This is a genomic window from Micromonospora sp. CA-249363, assembly GCF_050950185.1.
Lineage (GTDB): Bacteria > Actinomycetota > Actinomycetes > Mycobacteriales > Micromonosporaceae > Micromonospora.
In genome coordinates, this window is record NZ_CP192020.1 from 1,837,368 (window position 1) to 1,854,812 (window position 17,445).

10 protein-coding genes are annotated in these 17,445 nt (G+C 71.1%); 4 read left to right on the forward strand and 6 right to left on the reverse strand.

Going from position 1 to position 17,445, the window contains the following annotated elements; all coding sequences use genetic code 11:
• Positions 1–16 precede the first annotated feature (16 nt).
• Positions 17–6,838, forward strand: a complete 6,822-nt coding sequence (locus ACQPZK_RS08520; RefSeq protein ID WP_433537751.1) for a polymorphic toxin-type HINT domain-containing protein — start codon at positions 17–19, stop codon at positions 6,836–6,838.
• Between the two features lie 601 nt (positions 6,839–7,439).
• On the opposite strand, the gene ACQPZK_RS08525 is transcribed toward ACQPZK_RS08520, so the two are convergent.
• Positions 7,440–8,414, reverse strand: a complete 975-nt coding sequence (locus ACQPZK_RS08525; RefSeq protein WP_433537752.1) for an Acg family FMN-binding oxidoreductase — start codon at positions 8,412–8,414, stop codon at positions 7,440–7,442.
• Positions 8,415–8,605: 191 nt separating this feature from the next.
• Here ACQPZK_RS08525 and ACQPZK_RS08530 point away from each other — a divergent pair, with 191 nt between their 5' ends.
• The gene (locus ACQPZK_RS08530) at positions 8,606–9,244 is read left to right on the forward strand and encodes a response regulator (protein ID WP_433537753.1); all 639 of its coding nucleotides are present in this window, start codon (positions 8,606–8,608) and stop codon (positions 9,242–9,244) included.
• A gap of 113 nt (positions 9,245–9,357) precedes the next feature.
• Here the strand turns inward: ACQPZK_RS08530 and ACQPZK_RS08535 are convergent, their stop codons facing one another.
• From ACQPZK_RS08535 to ACQPZK_RS08555, 5 genes are all read right to left on the reverse strand, one after another.
• Entirely contained in the window at positions 9,358–11,034 is a 1,677-nt protein-coding gene (locus ACQPZK_RS08535) for a GAF domain-containing protein (protein ID WP_433539149.1), read from the reverse strand.
• Positions 11,035–11,131: 97 nt separating this feature from the next.
• Positions 11,132–12,127 (reverse strand): Acg family FMN-binding oxidoreductase, encoded by a 996-nt coding sequence (locus ACQPZK_RS08540; RefSeq protein ID WP_433537754.1) that lies wholly within the window; start codon positions 12,125–12,127, stop codon positions 11,132–11,134.
• A 150-nt stretch (positions 12,128–12,277) separates the two neighbouring features.
• Positions 12,278–13,123, reverse strand: a complete 846-nt coding sequence (locus ACQPZK_RS08545) for a universal stress protein (RefSeq protein WP_433537755.1) — start codon at positions 13,121–13,123, stop codon at positions 12,278–12,280.
• Between the two features lie 11 nt (positions 13,124–13,134).
• A complete protein-coding gene (locus ACQPZK_RS08550; RefSeq protein WP_433537756.1) occupies positions 13,135–15,528 on the reverse strand; it encodes a phosphoketolase family protein in 2,394 nt (797 codons plus the stop codon).
• A gap of 65 nt (positions 15,529–15,593) precedes the next feature.
• Positions 15,594–16,454: a universal stress protein gene (locus tag ACQPZK_RS08555; RefSeq protein WP_433537757.1), complete on the reverse strand. Its 861-nt coding sequence runs from the start codon at positions 16,452–16,454 to the stop codon at positions 15,594–15,596.
• Positions 16,455–16,624: 170 nt separating this feature from the next.
• Here ACQPZK_RS08555 and ACQPZK_RS08560 point away from each other — a divergent pair, with 170 nt between their 5' ends.
• Positions 16,625–16,861 (forward strand): HTH domain-containing protein, encoded by a 237-nt coding sequence (locus ACQPZK_RS08560; RefSeq protein ID WP_278151289.1) that lies wholly within the window; start codon positions 16,625–16,627, stop codon positions 16,859–16,861.
• Complete coding sequence (locus ACQPZK_RS08565) at positions 16,861–17,439, forward strand: Clp protease N-terminal domain-containing protein (protein ID WP_433539150.1); 579 nt, start codon at positions 16,861–16,863, stop codon at positions 17,437–17,439. Before ACQPZK_RS08560 ends, ACQPZK_RS08565 begins: the two co-directional genes overlap by 1 nt.
• Positions 17,440–17,445: the final 6 nt, after the last annotated feature.

The window sequence follows — 17,445 nt, forward strand, 5'->3', positions numbered from 1 at the left end:
CCTCAGCACCGCCTTGGTGATCACGGGACTGTCGGTGCCGGCGCACGCCGCGCCGGCCGGCCCCAAGCCCCAGACCGGTCAGCGGGAGAAGCTCGACAAGGACGGCGGCCCGGCGGTCGGTCGTGCCTGGCCGACGAAGGCCGTACCGAACGCCAAGCCCGCCGCACCGGTCTGGCCCAAGCCGGGCGAGGCGACGGTGGCGCTCCCGACGGACGGCACGCCCGGCCAGCGCCGCTCGGCGTCCGCGTCCTCGGTGCGCGCCGGTGCGCTGCCGGTGTCGGTCAACCGGGCGGCCGGCGCGGCCGGCGCGCGGACCTCGGCGGTCACCGTCCACCTGCTCGACCGGGCGGCGATGCCGGCGCGCTGGCGCGACGGGTTGGTGCTGCGGATCGACGACGCCGGCCAGGAGGGTGCGACCTCCCGGTCCGCGACCTCCACCCAGCCCGGTGCGGCCACCGTCTCGGTGGACTACCGCGCTTTCCGGGACGCCTTCGGCGGCGACTGGGCATCCCGGTTGCGACTGTGGCAGGTGCCCGAGTGCGGGCTACGCGACCCGCAGCGGGCCGAGTGCGCGGCCCAGCCGCTGATCTCCGACAACGACGGCAGCTCGGTCACCGCCGAGGTGCCGGTGGCTGCCGGTGCCTCGGCGGCGCGGACCGCCGGGCAGGCCGGGACGCTCGTCGCGCTCGCGGCGGGCAGTTCGGGTCCGGAGGGTGACTTCTCCGCCACGCCGATGTCGGCCAGCGCCACCTGGTCGGTGGGTACGTCGACCGGCGGCTTCGCCTGGTCGTACCCGATGCGCATGCCGCCGGCCATCGGCGGCCCGGCGCCCAGCCTCGGCCTCTCCTACACCTCGGACGCGGTCGACGGCCAGTCCGACGCGTCGAACAGCCAGCCGTCGTGGGCCGGTGAGGGCTTCAGCCTCTGGTCCGGCTACATCGAGCGCAGCTATGTGGCGTGCGCCGACGACATGAGCGGCGGCAACAACAGCTCCAACCGCACTGGAGACCAGTGCTGGCGCTCCGACAACGCGACGATGTCGCTGAACGGCCGCGGCGGCGAACTGATCTTCGAGGAGGGCAAGGGCTGGCACAGCCGCAACGAGGACGGCACGAAGATTCAGAAACTGACCGGCACGTCCAACGGTGACGACGACGGTGAGTACTGGAAGGTCACCACGCCCGACGGCACGCAGTACTTCTTCGGCCGCAACACGCTGCCCGGTCAGAGCGCCACCACCGAGTCCGCCTGGACCGTTCCAGTCGCGGGCAACCACTCGAAGGAGCCGTGCAACGGCTCCTCGTTCGCCTCGTCGTTCTGTGACCAGACCTGGCGGTGGAACCTCGACTACGTCGTCGACCCGCGCGGCAACACGCTGTCGTACTGGTACGAGAAGGAGTCCAACTACTACGCCAAGCTCGCCACGTCCACCAACAAGGCGCGCTACGACCGTGGCGGTGCGCTGCGGCGCATCGACTACGGCACCTGGGACCGCAGCTCGACCGACCGCTCGGTCAAGCCTCTGGCCCAGGTCGTCCTCGACGTGGCGGACCGCTGCGTGACCGACTGCTCGAACCGGGGCAACTGGAAGGACGTCCCCTGGGACCAGGAGTGCACGGCGGCCGCCGCGGACTGCAAGGAGAACTACGGCCCGACGTTCTGGACGACGAAGCGGCTGTCGACGGTCACCACGCGCGTCTGGGACACCACCAAGACCACGGCGGACTGGCAGCCGGTTGACTCGTGGACGCTGGTCCACTCCTACCCGCCGGTCGGTGACGGCAGCGACCACGCGGGCATGTGGTTGACCTCGCTGGTGCACAAGGGTCTGGTCGGCGGCACCGTGGTCATGCCGCCGGTGACCTTCGAGCCGGTGTCGATGGCGAACCGGGTGTTGAGCAAGAACAACACCAGCAACAACCGGATGCGGATCGGCAACATCTTCACCGAGACCGGGGGGCAGATCCAGGTCACGTACAGCCAGGCCGACTGCAAGAGCAACAGCCTCCCGTCGTCCCCGTCGTCCAACACGCGCCTCTGCTACCCGGTGGTGGGCCCCGACCCGTACGAACCGGGCAAGGAGCTCACCGAGTACTGGCACAAGTACGTCGTCGAGCAGGTGTCCGAGTCCGACATCAAGGTGATGGCCGGCGGCACCGACCACGGTCAGCCGGTGCAGAACACCTACTACGACTACGTGGGCGATCCCGCCTGGCACTACGCCGACGACAACGGGCTGGTGCCGCCGAAGCGCAAGACCTGGAACCAGTTCCGCGGCTTCGGCCAGGTGGAGGTCCGCAAGGGCGACGCCCCGGCGCAGACGCTGACGCGTACGACGTTCCTGCGCGGCATGCACGGTGACCGGGCGGCGCCCTCCGGCGGCACCCGCAGCGTCACCGTCGGCGCCTCCCTGGGCAGCGAGACGGTGTACGACGAGGATCAGTTCGCCGGGATGGTCCGCGAGCAGGTCGTCTACAACGGCACCACGACCAAGCCGGTCAGCAAGACGGTAAACGTGCCGTGGCGATCGCCGGCGACCGCGAGCCGGACCATCAACAAGGACCTGGTCTCCGCCCACTTCACGAACACCCGGGTCACCTACGAGGCGGTGGCGCTGGGAGTCAACGGCGCGTCCGGCTGGCGCACCGCGCGCACGGTGAAGGACTTCGACGACGACTACGGCAGCACGAAGTCCGTCCAGTCCGACGGTGACGTCGCCAAGACCGGTGACGAAACGTGCACCACCTACCTCTACAACCGCAACACCGGCGCGAACCTGCTCGACACGGTCAAGCAGATCACCGTCAAGGCCGTGCCGTGTGCGACCGCACCCACCAGCCAGGACGACATCGTCGCGGACGAGCGGAAGTTCTACGACGGCGCGACGAGCGCCGACACCGCGCCGACCCGGGGCGAGGTCACCCGGATCGACCGGCTCAAGGACTGGTCCGCCGCCGGCGGCACCGTCTGGCAGACCATCAGCCAGGCCACCTTCGACGAGTACGGCCGTCCGAAGACCGCCACCGACGCGCGTGGCCGCACGGTCACCACGGCGTACACCCCCGCGACCGGGGGGCCGGTGACGGCCGTGACCACGAAGACGCCGGATCCGAACGGCACCAGCGTCGACTGGGTGAACACGATCGAGACCCGTCCCTACTGGGGCCAGCCGGTCCGGACCAAGGACTTCAACGGCAAGCAGTCCGACCTGGTGTACGACCCGATGGGCCGGCTCGCCAAGGGGTGGAAGGTGGGCTGGCCGCAGGCCACCTACCCGAACAGTCCGTCGGTCGAGTACACCTACTACTACGCGCCGAACCGGGACGCCTACCCGTACACCAAGAGTCGGGTCCTCAACGCCGGCGGCGGATACCTGACGTCGTACGAGATCAAGGATGCCTTCCTCCGGCCGCGCCAGACGCAGGCCGCCGGGGTGGGCGGTGGCCGGGTGGTCACCGACACCCTCTACGACGCCACCGGCCGGGCCGTGACCAGCTACCAGGCTCACGCCGAGCCGGGCACGCCCGACGGCGCGCTCTGGTGGGAGCCCGAGTGGTCGGTGCCGGCGCTGTCGAAGGCCGTCTACGACAACGCCTCCCGCGTCACCGACCAGGTCTTCTTCGGCACCGACGGGATCACCAACCTCGTCGAGAAGTGGCGGACCAGGACCGAGTACCTCGGTGACGCCACGAAGGTGACCCCGCCGACGGGTGGCACCGTCACCACCACCAGGACCGATGTCCAGGGCCGGACCGTGGAGCTGCGACAGCAGACTGACCGGACCCAGGTCACGCCGGACCACGTGACGACCTACACCTACAACCGCAAGGGGCAGCTCACCCTCGTCAAGGACACCGCCGGGAACGAGTGGGTCAACACGTACGACGTCAAGGGCCGCCAGACGAGCGCGAAGGACCCGGACAAGGGCACCACCACGACCACCTTCACCCAGTACGACCAGGTGGAGACGGTCACCGACGCCAACGGCGTGCTGGTCAACGAGTACGACACGTCGGGGCGGCGCAAGGGTCTCTACGCCGGCAGCGTGAGCGCCGCCAACAAGCTGGCCGAGTGGAAGTACGACCAGCTTTACACCGGTCAGGTGGTGCGCGGTCAGCTCACCGAGAGCATCCGGTACGAGACGGCCGGCTCCTCGAACGCCTACAAGTGGCAGGTGCGCGGCTTCAGTGACCGCTACCAGCCCACCGGCACGAACTACGTCATCCCCACCAACGAGGCTGACAAGATCGCCGGCACCTGGACCTACGGCTACGAGTACTCGCCGTTCGACGGCACTCCGACGGCGATCACCTATCCGGCCGGCGGTGGTCTGACCACCGAGAAGGTCCAGACGAAGTACGACTCCACGACCGGCCTGCCAACGGAACTCACCACCAACCTGATCAACGTGGGCCGCTACGTGATCGGCCAGCAGTACACCCAGTACGGCGAGCCGACGCTCACCACCCGCAAGACCGACGGCGGCGTGTACGTCGAGGACAACACCTCCTACGACCTGACCACCCGACGCCTCGACCGGGTGACGGTCACGCCGGAGACCGCCGCCGGCACGGTGGTGGACACCGACTACGAACACGACGCTGCCGGCAACATCATCGGGATCAAGGACACCCCGCAGGTCGGCGCCGCGGACACCCAGTGCTTCCGTTACGACGACCTGCGCCGGATGACGAACGCCTGGACGCCCAAGGCGGGCGTCGACTGCAAGACCGATCCGGCCGTGTCGAACCTCGGCGGGCCGGCACCGTACTGGCACGAGTGGACCGTCGACGCCGTCGGCAACCGCAGCACGGAGAAGGTGCACACGGCGGCGGGTGACACCACCCGCACGTACACGTCACCGGCCAGCGGCCCAACCTCCGTACGGCCACACTCGGTCTCCTCGGTCCTGACCGAGGCGCCCGGCCAGGCCGCCGTCACCACCCAGTACGCCTACGACAACGTCGGCAACATGACCTGCCGGCCGGTCGCCGCCACCGCGAACAACTGCGCCAACGGAACCGGCTCGCAGACGCTGAAGTGGAACACCGAGGGCAAGCTCGCCTCGGTGAGCGTTGGTGGGCAGACCGTCGAGACCAACATCTACGACGCCGACGGCGCGCGTCTGATCCGTCGGGACTCCACCGGAAGCACGCTCTACCTGCCGGGCCAGGAGATCCGGCGCGACAACAACTCCGTCGTCACCGGCACCCGCTACTACAGCTTCGCCGGCAGGATGGTCGCCAACCGTACGCCGAGTGCCCTGACCTGGCTCTACTCCGACCACCAGGGCACCCAGCAGACCGGGATCAACGCGGCGTCCCAGGCCGTCACCATCCGACGCCAGACGCCGTACGGCGATCCGCGCGGCACCCAGCCGCAGTGGACGAACAGCAAGGGCTTCGTCGGAGGCGACAAGGATCCGACGGGTCTGACCAACGTCGGAGCCCGGCAGTACGACACCGCACTGGGACGGTTCATTTCCGTCGACCCGGTGCAGGACCTGGCCGACCCGCAGCAGTGGAATGCGTACGCCTACAGCAACAACAGCCCGATCACGTTCTCCGACCCGAGCGGCCTGCGGGCGTGCTCGGACGACGCCTGCGGTCCGGGCGCCGACTACGAGGACATGTACGGCAACTACGTCGAGGTCAAGGGCGACAACGACGGCTGCGGTGGTAAGTGCGGCGACGACGACTGGGCCGAAGCCCGCGCGGCGCACGAGGCCGGCGGTGGCAACGGCGGCGGCAGCAAGGGCGGCAAGGGCGGCGGCAAGAACGGCGGGCCCACCGACGAGGAGATCAAGCGGGCCAAGGAGGTCAAGAAGCAGAACGCCATCTCGATCATCATCGAGGCCGGTGGGAAGCTCCTGCTCGACTTCTTCGGCATCAACGACATCCTGGACTGCATCCACGGCGACCTGATGGCCTGCGTCTTCACGCTCGCCGGAATGCTGCCGGTGGGCAAGGCGTTCCAGTTCCTCCGCAAGGCCAAGCCCATGGCCAGCACGATCAACAGGGCCTTCAAGGCCGTGTTGAAGTGGAGCGACGATACAAAGTGGGCCGACGACGTCCTCAAGGCGGCCGAGAGTTGTCTGACGAAGCGGCACAGTTTCGCGCCCGGCACGAAGGTGGTGCTGGCCTCGGGCGGCTACAAGGCCATCGAGGAGTTGCGCGAGGGTGACCTGGTCCTCGCCACCGACCCGGAGACCGGGAAAACCGAGGCACGCGAGGTCACCCGTACGCATCGCAACGAGGATGCGGACCTGACCGACGTGACGGTCAAGGCCGACGGCGCCGAGGCGACGGTCATCAAGACCACCCAGCACCACCCGTTCTGGAGCGAGGACCGCAAGGACTGGATCGACGCCGCCGACGTGCGGGTCGGCGAGGCGCTACGGGCGCTCGACGGCACGGCCATCACGGTCCAGGCCGTCCGGTCGTACGCCGGTCTGAAGACGATGCACGACCTCACGGTCGCCGACATCCACACGTACTATGTGGTGGCCGGTGGCACGCCTGTCCTCGTCCACAATTGCGGAACCTCAGTCGATGATCTTCGGAATGCCAAGCCGATCGAGGGGCACGGGATTGACCCAGATAAGGCTAAGGCGATGGAGAACTGGAGTGACGACGATCTTCTGGCCTCGTTCAATAACCCTCTTGACGGTGGGGTGGCGCGAATCAATGAGAGCGGAACAATCGTGAATGGGCATCACCGGATCAATGAATTGATTCGACGAGCCGACGACGTCGGTAACACGAGGATTACGGGAAGCACCAAGGTTCGAATCGACGAGTACCGCCGGGATCTCAGCGATTTCTGGGACCTCGACTGATGCCGGGAGAGCTAGAGTATCGACCGGAGTACAAGATCAGTCCACGTGACGCTGAGTTTAGTGTTCGTGCGGCTGGCATTGAGGACTTGGTCGAGATTAATGTTGAGAATCAGCGCCGTGGGTGGTCGGCTCGGTGGAGTTCGCCGGCTGCGCTTCGGAGCGACGTCGCGGAAGGGTCCACCGCGTTCCTGTGTCCGCTCTTCCGTAACGGAGGGCTGGTCCGCGAGCCCGAGTCCTATCGGTGTCATGTGTTCTTCGCCAGCGGTAGGTCGAACAGGGGTTTGGTGTCGCTGATTGACGTGGGGAGAGGCACGTACGAGGACCTGCGTGAGGTGAACTCTGTTGAGAATCTGACTCGTCTGGTCAGGCTCCTCATCGATAATTATGAGTTGACGCCCCTCGCCTAGTAATCAAGGCCCGAGAGTGGCGGTCGTAGCGTCGCTTGACCGCTGATGCCGCAGGCCGCCCCCATCGAAGGATGTCCATGGGGGCGGCCTGTGTCGTCGTGTCGCTCGACGGCCGGCGAGGCAATTGCGGTCGCCCCTAGTTCTGCGGGCCTGGTGAGTCGCCGACCACGGCCATCTGATGAGGTGTGGGCGTATCACGGGCGTACCGCCGGCGGGTTCAGCACCTCGGCGAGCTCCCGGCGCGGGGTGGGTCGGCCCGGCTGGCCGTACCCGATCCGCAGCACCATCTGCGGCGTGCCGAACCGGCCCAGTGACACCCGAAGCTGCTCCCGGGCGGTGGGCACCTCGATCGGCTGGAACAGCAGGGACGCGCTCAACCCCGAGTCGGTGGCGGTGAGCAGCACCCGTTGCAGGGCCTGACCGGCGGTCACCTGGTCCACGGCGGTGTTGCCGACCGAGCCGAGCACTGCCACCAAGGGCTCGGGCTCGAAGTCCCGCCCCGGCGCGCGGTCCCGCCCGCCGAAGCCGCGCGAGGGCAGTACGTCCTGCGGCTCGTGCTGCGGCCCGCCGGCCGAGACGGGTACGCCGTCCGGCGCGGGCTCGTGACGCAGCCACTGCTCCCGTTCGGCGCGGTAGGCCGGGTCGCGTTCCAGCACCCGGTGCGCGCTGCGGGCGATCTCGCCGAACGCGTTCACCGCGCCCACCCCGACCAGTAACTCCAGCCAGCACCCCTCGGCGCGGACCGCCTCGCCGAGCCGCCAGCGGGCGTCGGGCGGCACCGGGTCCGGCCAGAACGGGAGCCGGTTGCTGAACCGGCGGGGGATGGCCGTGTGCAGGCTCTGCTCGGTGGGGCTGGGTCGGCGCGGGAGGTCCGGCACCAGACGGGCCAGCAGATCCGGCTCGGCCGGGTCCGGGCGCAGGCGCACCCGGGCGGGTACGCCGGCCACGGCCAACGCGATCCGCAGGTTGAACAGGGCCGCGCCGCAGGCGATTCGTACGCCCCACCCGCTGGGGTCGGTGGCCGGCAGCCGCCGCGACGGGTCGGCCAGTACCTCGATCCCGCCGTCACGGAGCCGGAACCGCCACGGCTGCGTGTTGTGCAGCGACGGCGCCCGGACCGCGCTGGCGGCGGCGGTCCGCAGGTGGTCCGCGGTGTAGCCGAGGTCCATGGCGGTGCTCCTCCCGTGGCTGGGTTGTCGAGCCGTGACGGCTGGCGCACCCCACGGTCCGCCGATCGGGCGGCGCCGAGCAGGGCCGGACGTCCCGATCCGCCGGGCCTGACCGCCCCGGCGACCGTCGGTCCATCGGGTCGGGACCTTCGGCCCGTGCACCCGTCTCTCGGCACCGGTAGAAACGGGGGATGATCCGCGTCTTCCTCCTCGACGACCACGAGGTCGTCCGCCGTGGCCTGGCCGACCTGCTGCAGAGCAGCGGTGACATCGAGGTGGTCGGCGAGTCCGGCTCCGCGCAGGAGGCGTCGCGTCGTATCCCGGCGCTGCGGCCCGACGTGGCGATCCTCGACGCTCGGCTGCCCGACGGCAACGGCATCGACGTGTGCCGTGACGTGCGGGCCGTCGACTCGTCCATCAAGGGTCTGATCCTGACCTCGTACGAGGACGACGAGGCGCTGTTCGCCGCGATCATGGCGGGTGCCGCCGGGTACGTGCTCAAGCAGATCCGCGGCACCGACCTGGTCGACGCGGTGCGCCGGGTGGCGGCCGGGCAGTCGCTGCTCGACCCGGCGATCACCACGCGGGTGCTGGAACGGATCCGCAACGGCGTCGAGCAGCCGCGCGAGCTGAGGTCGCTCACCGAGCAGGAACGGAGGATCCTGGAGTACGTGGCCGAGGGGCTGACCAACCGCGAGATCGCGGGAAGGATGTTCCTCGCGGAGAAGACGGTGAAGAACTACGTCTCCAGCGTGCTGGCCAAGCTCGGCCTGGAACGCCGCACCCAGGCGGCGGTCCTGGCGACCCGCCTGCTCGGCAAAACCCCCTGACCCCGTCCCCGGTTCCGCGATCTTGCACTTTCTGTGCCGACAAAACCGACGTTGCCCCTCATCTCGTCAACCGAAAGTGCAAGATCGGCGAGGTTGGGAGGCGCGCGCGGGGGTCAGTCGCGCAGCGGCACTGTCCAGCGGAGTTCGGTGCCGTGGGGGTCGGCGGGGCGGATCGTGAAGGTGCCACCCAGGCGGTCGGCGCGTTCGCGCAGGTTGATCAGGCCACCTCGGGCCGCGCTCGGGGCGCAGCCCACCCCGTCGTCGGTCACCGTCACGCTCACCTGATCACCCTCGACGCGTACGGCCACGTCGACGCGGGTGGCCCGCGCGTGGCGGACCGTGTTGGACAGCGCCTCGCGCAGCACGGCGGTCAGCTCCGGACGGATGGCGTCGGGGACCGCGCTGTCCACCGGGCCGGTCACCTCCAGGTGCGGCTTGAAGCCCAGTGACTCGGCGGCCAGCTCGGTCGCCTCGCGGATCTCGGTGCGCAGCGCGGCGGTCATCGGCGTCCGCAGCTCGAAGATCGTCCGTCGGATGTCGCGGATGGTGTCGTCGAGGTCGTCGACGGCAGCGTTGATCCGCTTGGCGACCTCGGGCCGGGCCATCATCGGCGCGGCGCTCTGCAACTGCAGGCCGGTGGCGAAGAGCCGTTGGATCACCACGTCGTGCAGGTCACGCGCGATCCGTTCGCGGTCCTCCAGGACCACCAACAACTCGCGCTCCTCCTGCCCACGCGCCCGCTCCATGGCCAGCGCCGCCTGGCCGGCGAAGCTGCCCAGCAGCGCCACGTCCTCGTCGCTGGCGCCGCCGCCACGCTCCGGCCGGTGCGCCACGATCAGCACGCCGTGCAGCGTCTCCGCGGTGGCCAGCGGTGAGACGACCGCAGGCCCGGTGTGCAGCAGCGCCGGCCACGGCGCGGCGTGCGCCAGGTCGTCCACCTGGTCGTGCCGGCCCTGCGCCACGGCGGCCCCGAAGCTGGTCTCGGCGGCCGGCAGAACCGCGCCCACCAGCGCCCGGGCCCGCTCGTCCACGCCGTCGACCACCTCCACGGTGAACTGCGCGGTGTCGGCGTCGTGCAGCAGCACCAGCGCCAACTCCGCCTCGGCGACCTCGCGGGCGCGGCGGGCGACGAGCGCCAGCGCGTCGGTGCGACGCACCTCGCCGAGCAGCACCCCGGTGATCTCGGCGGTCGCCGCGAGCCAACGCTCCCGCCGATGCGCGAGGGCGTACAGGCGGGCGTTCTCGATGGCCACACCGGCGGCGGCGGCGAGCGCGACGACGATCTCCTCGTCGTCCTCGGTGAACTGGGCGCCGCCCTGCTTCTCGGCGAGGTAGAGGTTGCCGAACACCTGGTCGCGGATCAGTACCGGCACGCCCAGGAAGCTGTGCATGGGCGGGTGGTTGGCGGGGAAGCCGTAGGAGCGGGGGTGCTGGGTGATGTCCGGCATGCGCAGCGGGCGGGGATCGTCGATGAGCAGGCCGAGTACGCCCCGCCCGTGGGGCAGGTCGCCGATCCGGGCGTGCTGCTCGGGCGTGATGCCGTGCACGATGAAGTCGTGCAGCAGCCGGTCCGGGCCGACCACGCCCAGCGCGCCGTACCGGGCGCCGACCAGCTCGCAGGCCGCCTGCACGATGCGCCGTAGGGTGGTGCGCAGATCCAGGTTGGTGCCGATACCGACGACCGCGTCGAGCAGCGCCCGCAGCCGCTCCCGGCTGGTCATCACCTCGCCGACCCGGTCCAGCATCTCCTGAAGCAGTTCGTCGAGGCGGACCCGGGACAGCGGGCTCAGACCGAGCGACGGCGTGACCGGGATTTCCGGGCGAGGCTGCGGGACGCTGCTGGTCACCGCGCGATCGTAACGTCGACGGGCAGCGACGATCGACCCGTCAGGCCTGGTCGCCGCGTACCGCGGAGGTGTCGACCACCTGCTCGCTGGCCAGTCGCGGGGTGTGCGGCGGCTCCGCGTGCGCCGGGTCCGCGATACCCAGGCGCAGCACGAGGTACGGGAAGCCGATGCCGGAGAGCACCTGACGCAGTGTCTGCCGGGTGCCGGGCACCTCGACGACCGCGCTGAGCGGTACCACCGACACCCCGAGCCGGGTGGCGGTCAGCCAGGCGGCGGAGAGGGCTTCACCGGCGCGGAGCCAGCTGTCCCGGTCGTCCTCGTCGCCGTGCAGCATGGCGTACACGGCCGCGCGGTCGTGGCCGGGCCCGATCGGCAGGCTGCCGGGACGGCCGAAGTCACGGCCGGGCACGGTGGTCTGCGGCGGCTCCGCGGGGAGCACCTCGGCGGGTAGACCGGTGCCGGTGTCGGCGCGGCTCGTCCAGTACGCCAGCTCGGCACGCAGCTCGGGGTCCTCGGCCTCGACCGCGCCGGCGTGCCCGGCCGTGGCGGCGAGCTCCAACACCTGGTCGCGGTCGAGGATCTGGAGGCGACTGCCCTCGGCGGTGACCGCCCGGGTGATCTCCCCGATCGCGTCGGTGGGCACCGGCTCGTCGCTGACCGGCCGCCGGTCGGTGTGCCGCACCGACATGCACTGCACGAGGCGCATGGCGTCCGGGTCGGCCTCGGTCCGGGTCAGGTCGGTCAGGCGGGCCACCAGGCTCTCCTCGCCCGGGTCGGGTAGGCGTCGCACCACCGCGCGAAAGCCCTCGGCGGCGAGCGCCATCCGGGCGTGATGCAGGGCAGCGCCGCAGCTGACCGCCAGCAGTCGTCCTTCCGGGTCGCTGGCCGCGAGCTGCCGGTCGGTGACCGTGTGCAGCTCCAGCGCCTCGGGAAGTACCCGCCAACGCCAGGGCTGCGTGTTGTGCACCGAGGGGGCGTGGCCGGCGGTGGCGGCGGCCTCCGCCAGCGCGGTGGTCAGCTGGCTCTCCTGACTCATCGTCACGACCTTTCCGTCTCTGCCATCGTGCCTGACCTGCCGCTGTCGCGCGCTGTGTTGCCGCTCCATCGTCGGGCCTCGGCGGGCCGCGCGCAGGGGCCACAGGTCCCGACGCGAGGGCCGGTCGACCCGGACGACGGCGGATCGGCGTCAGCGTTCCCGGACGACGGCGACCGGGCAGCCGGCGTGCTGGATGACCTGCTGGCTGACCGAGCCGAGCAGCATCCCGGCCAGCCCACCCCGGCCCCGGCTGCCGACCACCACCAACTGCGCCGACCGGCTCGCCTCGATCAGCGTCGCCGCCGGACTGCCCCCGACCAGGTCGACCGTCAGATCCAGCTCGGGGAACGTCCGCCGCCACGGTTCGACCGCCTCCTCGACGGCGGCCCGCTCGTCGGGCACCCCGGCCTCCGCGTCGGGGCCGGGGGTCCAGGCGTGCAGCACGCGCAGCGGTACCCGTCGTCGGGCCGCCCGTTCGGCCGCGAACCCGAGCGCCACCAGCGACGGCTCGGAGGCGTCCACACCGACCGTCACGGGGTCGGCCGGGCCGTGGGCCGCGCCGTCGCGGACGATGACGACGGGACAGTGCGCGTGCGCGGCGACCGCCACCGCCGTCGAGCCGGCCAGCAGCCCGCCGAACCCGCCGTGACCCCGGCTGCCGAGCACGAGCATCCCCGCGTCGGTGGAGCGTTCCTGCAACACCAGGGCGGGCGGCCCGTCGTACACCTCGCCGGTGACCGTCAGGCCGGGATGCGCGGCGGCGGCGTCCGCGGCGGCCTTGCGCACCAGGTCGTCCACCTGCCGCCGGGCGGTGTCGTCCGGCCAGATGCCGGGCGCCACGCCCGGACCGACCCAACTGGCCACGGTCAGCCATTCGAAGATGTACGCCAGCCGCACCGGCTGCCCGCTGTGTTCGGCCTCGTCGAGCGCCCAGTTCAGGGCCACCGACGCGTCGGTCGAGCCGTCGTAGCCGACCAGGATCTCCGCGTCGCGCACGTCGTCCTCCTTCAGGGGTTGGTCGGGTCGGTCTCGCGGACCCACCGCCACTCGGCGACCTGCGGGTCGTCCTCGCCGTACCGGCGCGTGTAGTCGCGGGCCGCCTGCCGGGCGTCGACCATCCGCTGGCGCAGGTGCGCGGCGCGCGCGCCCAGGCCCGGCACCCGGTCGATGACGTCGATGACCAGGTGGAACCGGTCCAGGTCGTTGAGCATCACCATGTCGAACGGGGTGGTGGTGGTGCCCTCCTCCTTGTAGCCGCGTACGTGCAGGTTGTCGTGGTTGGACCGGCGGTAGGTGAGGCGGTGGATGAGCCACGGGTAGCCGTGGTAGGCGAAGATGACCGGTCGGTCCGGGGTGAAGATGGTGTCGAATTCGCTGTCGGGCAGGCCGTGCGGGTGTTCGGTGTCCGGTTGCAGGCGCATCAGGTCGACGACGTTGACCAGCCGGACCTTCAGGTCCGGCAGGTGTCGGCGGAGCAGGTCGGCGGCGGCCAGGGTCTCCAGGGTGGGCACGTCGCCGCAGCAGGCGAGGACGACGTCCGGCTCGCTGTCGTCGTCGTTGCTGGCCCACTCCCAGATGCCCAGGCCACGGCGGGTGTGCTGGATCGCCTCGTTCATCGTGAGCCAGTTGGGCGCCGGCTGCTTCCCGGCCACGACCACGTTGATGTAGTGCCGGCTGCGCAGGCAGTGGTCCATGGTGGCGAGCAGGGTGTTGGCGTCCGGCGGCAGGTAGACCCGCACCACCTCGGCCTTCTTGTTGACGACGTGGTCGATGAAGCCCGGGTCCTGGTGGGAGAAGCCGTTGTGGTCCTGACGCCAGACGTGGCTGGACAGCAGGTAGTTCAGCGAGGCGATCGGCTGCCGCCAGGGGATGGCCCGGGTCACCTTCAGCCACTTGGCGTGCTGGTTCAGCATCGAGTCGACGATGTGGATGAAGGCCTCGTAGCTGGTGAACACCCCGTGCCGGCCGGTCAGCAGGTAGCCCTCCAGCCAGCCCTGGCACAGGTGCTCGGACAACACCTCCATGACCCGGCCGTCGGGGGAGAGGTGGTCGTCGCCGGGGACCGTGGCGGCCATCCAGGCCCGGTCGGTCGCCTCGAAGGCGGCCCCCAGCCGGTTGGACGCGACCTCGTCCGGGCCGAACAGCCGGAACGTCTGCGGGTTGGCGGTGATCACGTCGCGGATCCACGGCCCGAGCACCCCGGTCGCGCCGGCCATCGGCTGGCCCGGCTCGGGTACGTCCACGCCGTACTCGCTGAAGTCGGGCAGGTCCAGGTCGCGCAGGACCACTCCGCCGTTGGTGACCGGGTTGGCGCTCATCCGCCGGTCGCCGGTCGGCGGCAGTGTCCGCAGCTCGTCGACCGGCGCGCCGGTGGCGTCGAACAGCTCCTCCGGTCGGTAGCTGCGCAGCCAGCGCTCCAGTTCGGCCAGGTGCGCCGGGTTGTCGCGTACGCCGGACAGCGGTACCTGGTGCGCGCGGTAGGTGCCCTCGACCTCGGTGCCGTCGACCTCGCGCGGGCCCGTCCAGCCCTTCGGCGTCCGCAGGATGATCATCGGCCAGCGGGGACGCTCGACGACGCCGCCGGAGCGGGCCTCGCGCTGGATCGCGGCGATCTCGTCCAGCGCCCGGTCCATGGTGGCGGCGAGAGCGCGGTGCACGACGCTCGGGTCGTCGCCGGCCACCACGTACGGCTCGTAGCCCGAGCCCCGCATGAGGTCCAGCAGGTCCGTCTCGGGGATCCGGGACAGCACGGTGGGATTGGCGATCTTGTAGCCGTTGAGGTGCAGGATGGGCAGCACCGCGCCGTCCCGGGCCGGGTTGAGGAAGACATTGGAGAGCCAACTGCCGGCCAGCGGGCCGGTCTCCGCCTCACCGTCGCCCACCACGCAGGCGACCACGAGATCCGGGTGGTCGAACGCGGCGCCGTAGGCGTGGCTCAGGGCGTACCCCAGCTCGCCGCCCTCGTGGATCGAACCCGGCACGTCCGCCGCGACGTGGCTGGGGATGCCGCCGGGGAAGGAGAACTGCCGGAACAGCCGGGCCATGCCGGTCTCGTCGCGTGCGACGTCGTGGTAGCGCTCGGACCAGGTGCCCTCCAACCACGTGTTGGCCACGATGGCCGGGCCGCCGTGCCCGGGCCCGGTGACCAGCATGGCGTTCAGGTCGCGCGCGACGATCACCCGGTTGAGGTGGGCGTAGATCAGGTTGAGCCCGGGGCTGGTGCCCCAGTGCCCGAGCAGCCGGGGCTTGATGTCGTCGCGGGTCAACGGCTCCCGCAGCAGAGGGTTGCCCAGCAGATAGATCTGCCCGACGGTGAGGTAGTTCGCGGCGCGCCAGTAGGCGTCCAACCGGCGCAGCTCGTCGTCGGTGAGTGCGCGCTGTACGTCGAGAGCGGTGTCCATGCTGCTGCCTCTCGCGGGTAGGGCGGCTGTCCGTCGTCCAGCCTCGCCGCTGCGGACGTGGTCGGTCAGGGTCGTTGGTCCCGGGTCGGGTGGGCGTCGGGCCCGGCGAGCGGCACCTCGGCGAGGCCGCGTACGACGACCACCGGGGCGGGGGAGTGGTAGAGCAGGGACTGGGCGACCGCGCCGAGCATGGTGCGTCCCGGTTCGTCGCCGCGGGCGGCGACCAGCGCTATCTGGGCCGACCGGGACGTGTCGATGAGCACCTGCGCGGGGTCGCCGCGGACGACCCGGCACTCGGTGGGCACTCCGGTGTGCCGGTCGGCGTGGCCGGCCAGGGCCTCGCCGAGCTGTTCGGCGACCGCGTCGGTGTCCTCGTCGCTCTCCACCACCCGCAGGGCCACGAGGCGCGCGCCCCGCCGGCCGGCGCACTCCACGGCCCACCGCAGGGCGAGGTGTGAGCTGGGTGAGCCGTCCACCCCGGCCAGGACCGGTCCCTGCGGCGGCGGTTCGCGGCGGACGGCCAGCAGCGGACAGTTGGCCCGCGCCGCCAACTGCACGGCGGGCGTGTCGGCCGGTACGCACTGACCGCTGCCGGCCATCCCGCTGTCGCCGACGGCCAGCAGGAAGGCCGTCTCGGACCGGCGGATGAGGGTGGGCAGCAGGGCGCTCTCGACGATCTCGCCGCGTACGGTCAGACCCGGTTCGACCTGGTGGGCGAGCTGGGCGGCCCGGGTGATCAGGCTCTCGGCGGCGTCGCGGGGCGCGGCGACGGTGTCCGCCGCGAAGGCGGCGTGCCAGTCGAAGGTGTGCACCAGGTGCAGGGGCCGCCCGTGGCCGGCGGCCTCCTGGGCGGCCTGCTCCACGACCGGGAGGTCACCGTCCGAGCCGAGGCCGACCAGCACCGCCGCGTCGGCCGATGCCGCCATCCGATACCACCTCCCGGGCGTCGCGCCCGGCACGACCACGCTGTCCCTGCACCGAGGGTAGTCGGGCGGTTGCGCCGCGTGGGTGGGATCGGCCCATGGGGTACGCGAACCAGGGCGCGTGGTGTCAACAAATGTTGACGAGCGAGGGGCTGTCAACGTATGTTGACAGTATGAGTCAGGCAACGGAACTCGCGGCGGCAGCCGGCAGCACCGACCCCCGGGTCGGGCTCCGCGCCGTCCGCGCGCTGCGCCGGCTGCTCGAGCGACTCGAGGTGGTCCAGGTGGACAACGCCCGGCGACAGGGCTGGTCCTGGCAGGAGATCGCGGACGCGCTCGAGGTCAGCCGGCAGGCGGTGCACAAGAAGCACGCCGGGCGACCGGCGGTCAACACATCCTGGGAGGCGTGATGTTCGAACGGTTCACCGACCGGGCGCGGGGCGTGGTGCGGCAGGCACTGGAGGAGGCGCGGGCCGAGGGCCGGCGACCGATCGGCACCGAACACCTGCTGCTCGCCCTCCTCGCCGACGAGGACGGCCTGGCCGGCCGCGTGCTGGCCGACGCCGGGGTCCGCGCCGACGACCTGCGCGAGCGGGTCCGGCGGCACACCACGGGCGGAGGCGCCGGTCTCGGCGACGCGGACGCGGCGGCGCTGCGCGAGATCGGCATCGACCTGGCCGCGATCGTGGCCCGCATCGAGCAGTCCTTCGGCCCCGACGCGCTGCGCGAGGCGGTGCCGGCGCCGCGTCGCCGCTGGGGGCGTCGTCGCTACCTGGGCGGCCCGTTCTCGCCCCGCTCGAAGAAGGCGCTGGAGCTGTCGCTGCGTGAGGCGCTGCGGCTGCGCCACAAGCATATCGGCACCGAGCACATCCTGCTCGGAGTGCTGCGCGAGGGCCAGGGGCTGGGCGCGCTGGTGCTCACCGAGGCCGGGGTCGACCTCGACGATCTGCGCCGCCGGGTGGAGGCGGCGTTGCGGACGGCGGCCTGACGGTCA

Bases quoted from the DNA above. Each gene is read 5' to 3' on its own strand.
- ACQPZK_RS08530 (WP_433537753.1), top strand. From the start codon at position 8,606: ATGATCCGCGTCTTCCTCCTCGACGACCACGAGGTCGTCCGCCGTGGC.
- ACQPZK_RS08560 (WP_278151289.1), top strand. From the start codon at position 16,625: ATGAGTCAGGCAACGGAACTCGCGGCGGCAGCCGGCAGCACCGACCCC.
- ACQPZK_RS08565 (WP_433539150.1), top strand. From the start codon at position 16,861: ATGTTCGAACGGTTCACCGACCGGGCGCGGGGCGTGGTGCGGCAGGCA.
- ACQPZK_RS08540 (WP_433537754.1), bottom strand. From the start codon at position 12,127: ATGAGTCAGGAGAGCCAGCTGACCACCGCGCTGGCGGAGGCCGCCGCC.
- ACQPZK_RS08525 (WP_433537752.1), bottom strand. From the start codon at position 8,414: ATGGACCTCGGCTACACCGCGGACCACCTGCGGACCGCCGCCGCCAGC.
- ACQPZK_RS08555 (WP_433537757.1), bottom strand. From the start codon at position 16,454: ATGGCGGCATCGGCCGACGCGGCGGTGCTGGTCGGCCTCGGCTCGGAC.
- ACQPZK_RS08550 (WP_433537756.1), bottom strand. From the start codon at position 15,528: ATGGACACCGCTCTCGACGTACAGCGCGCACTCACCGACGACGAGCTG.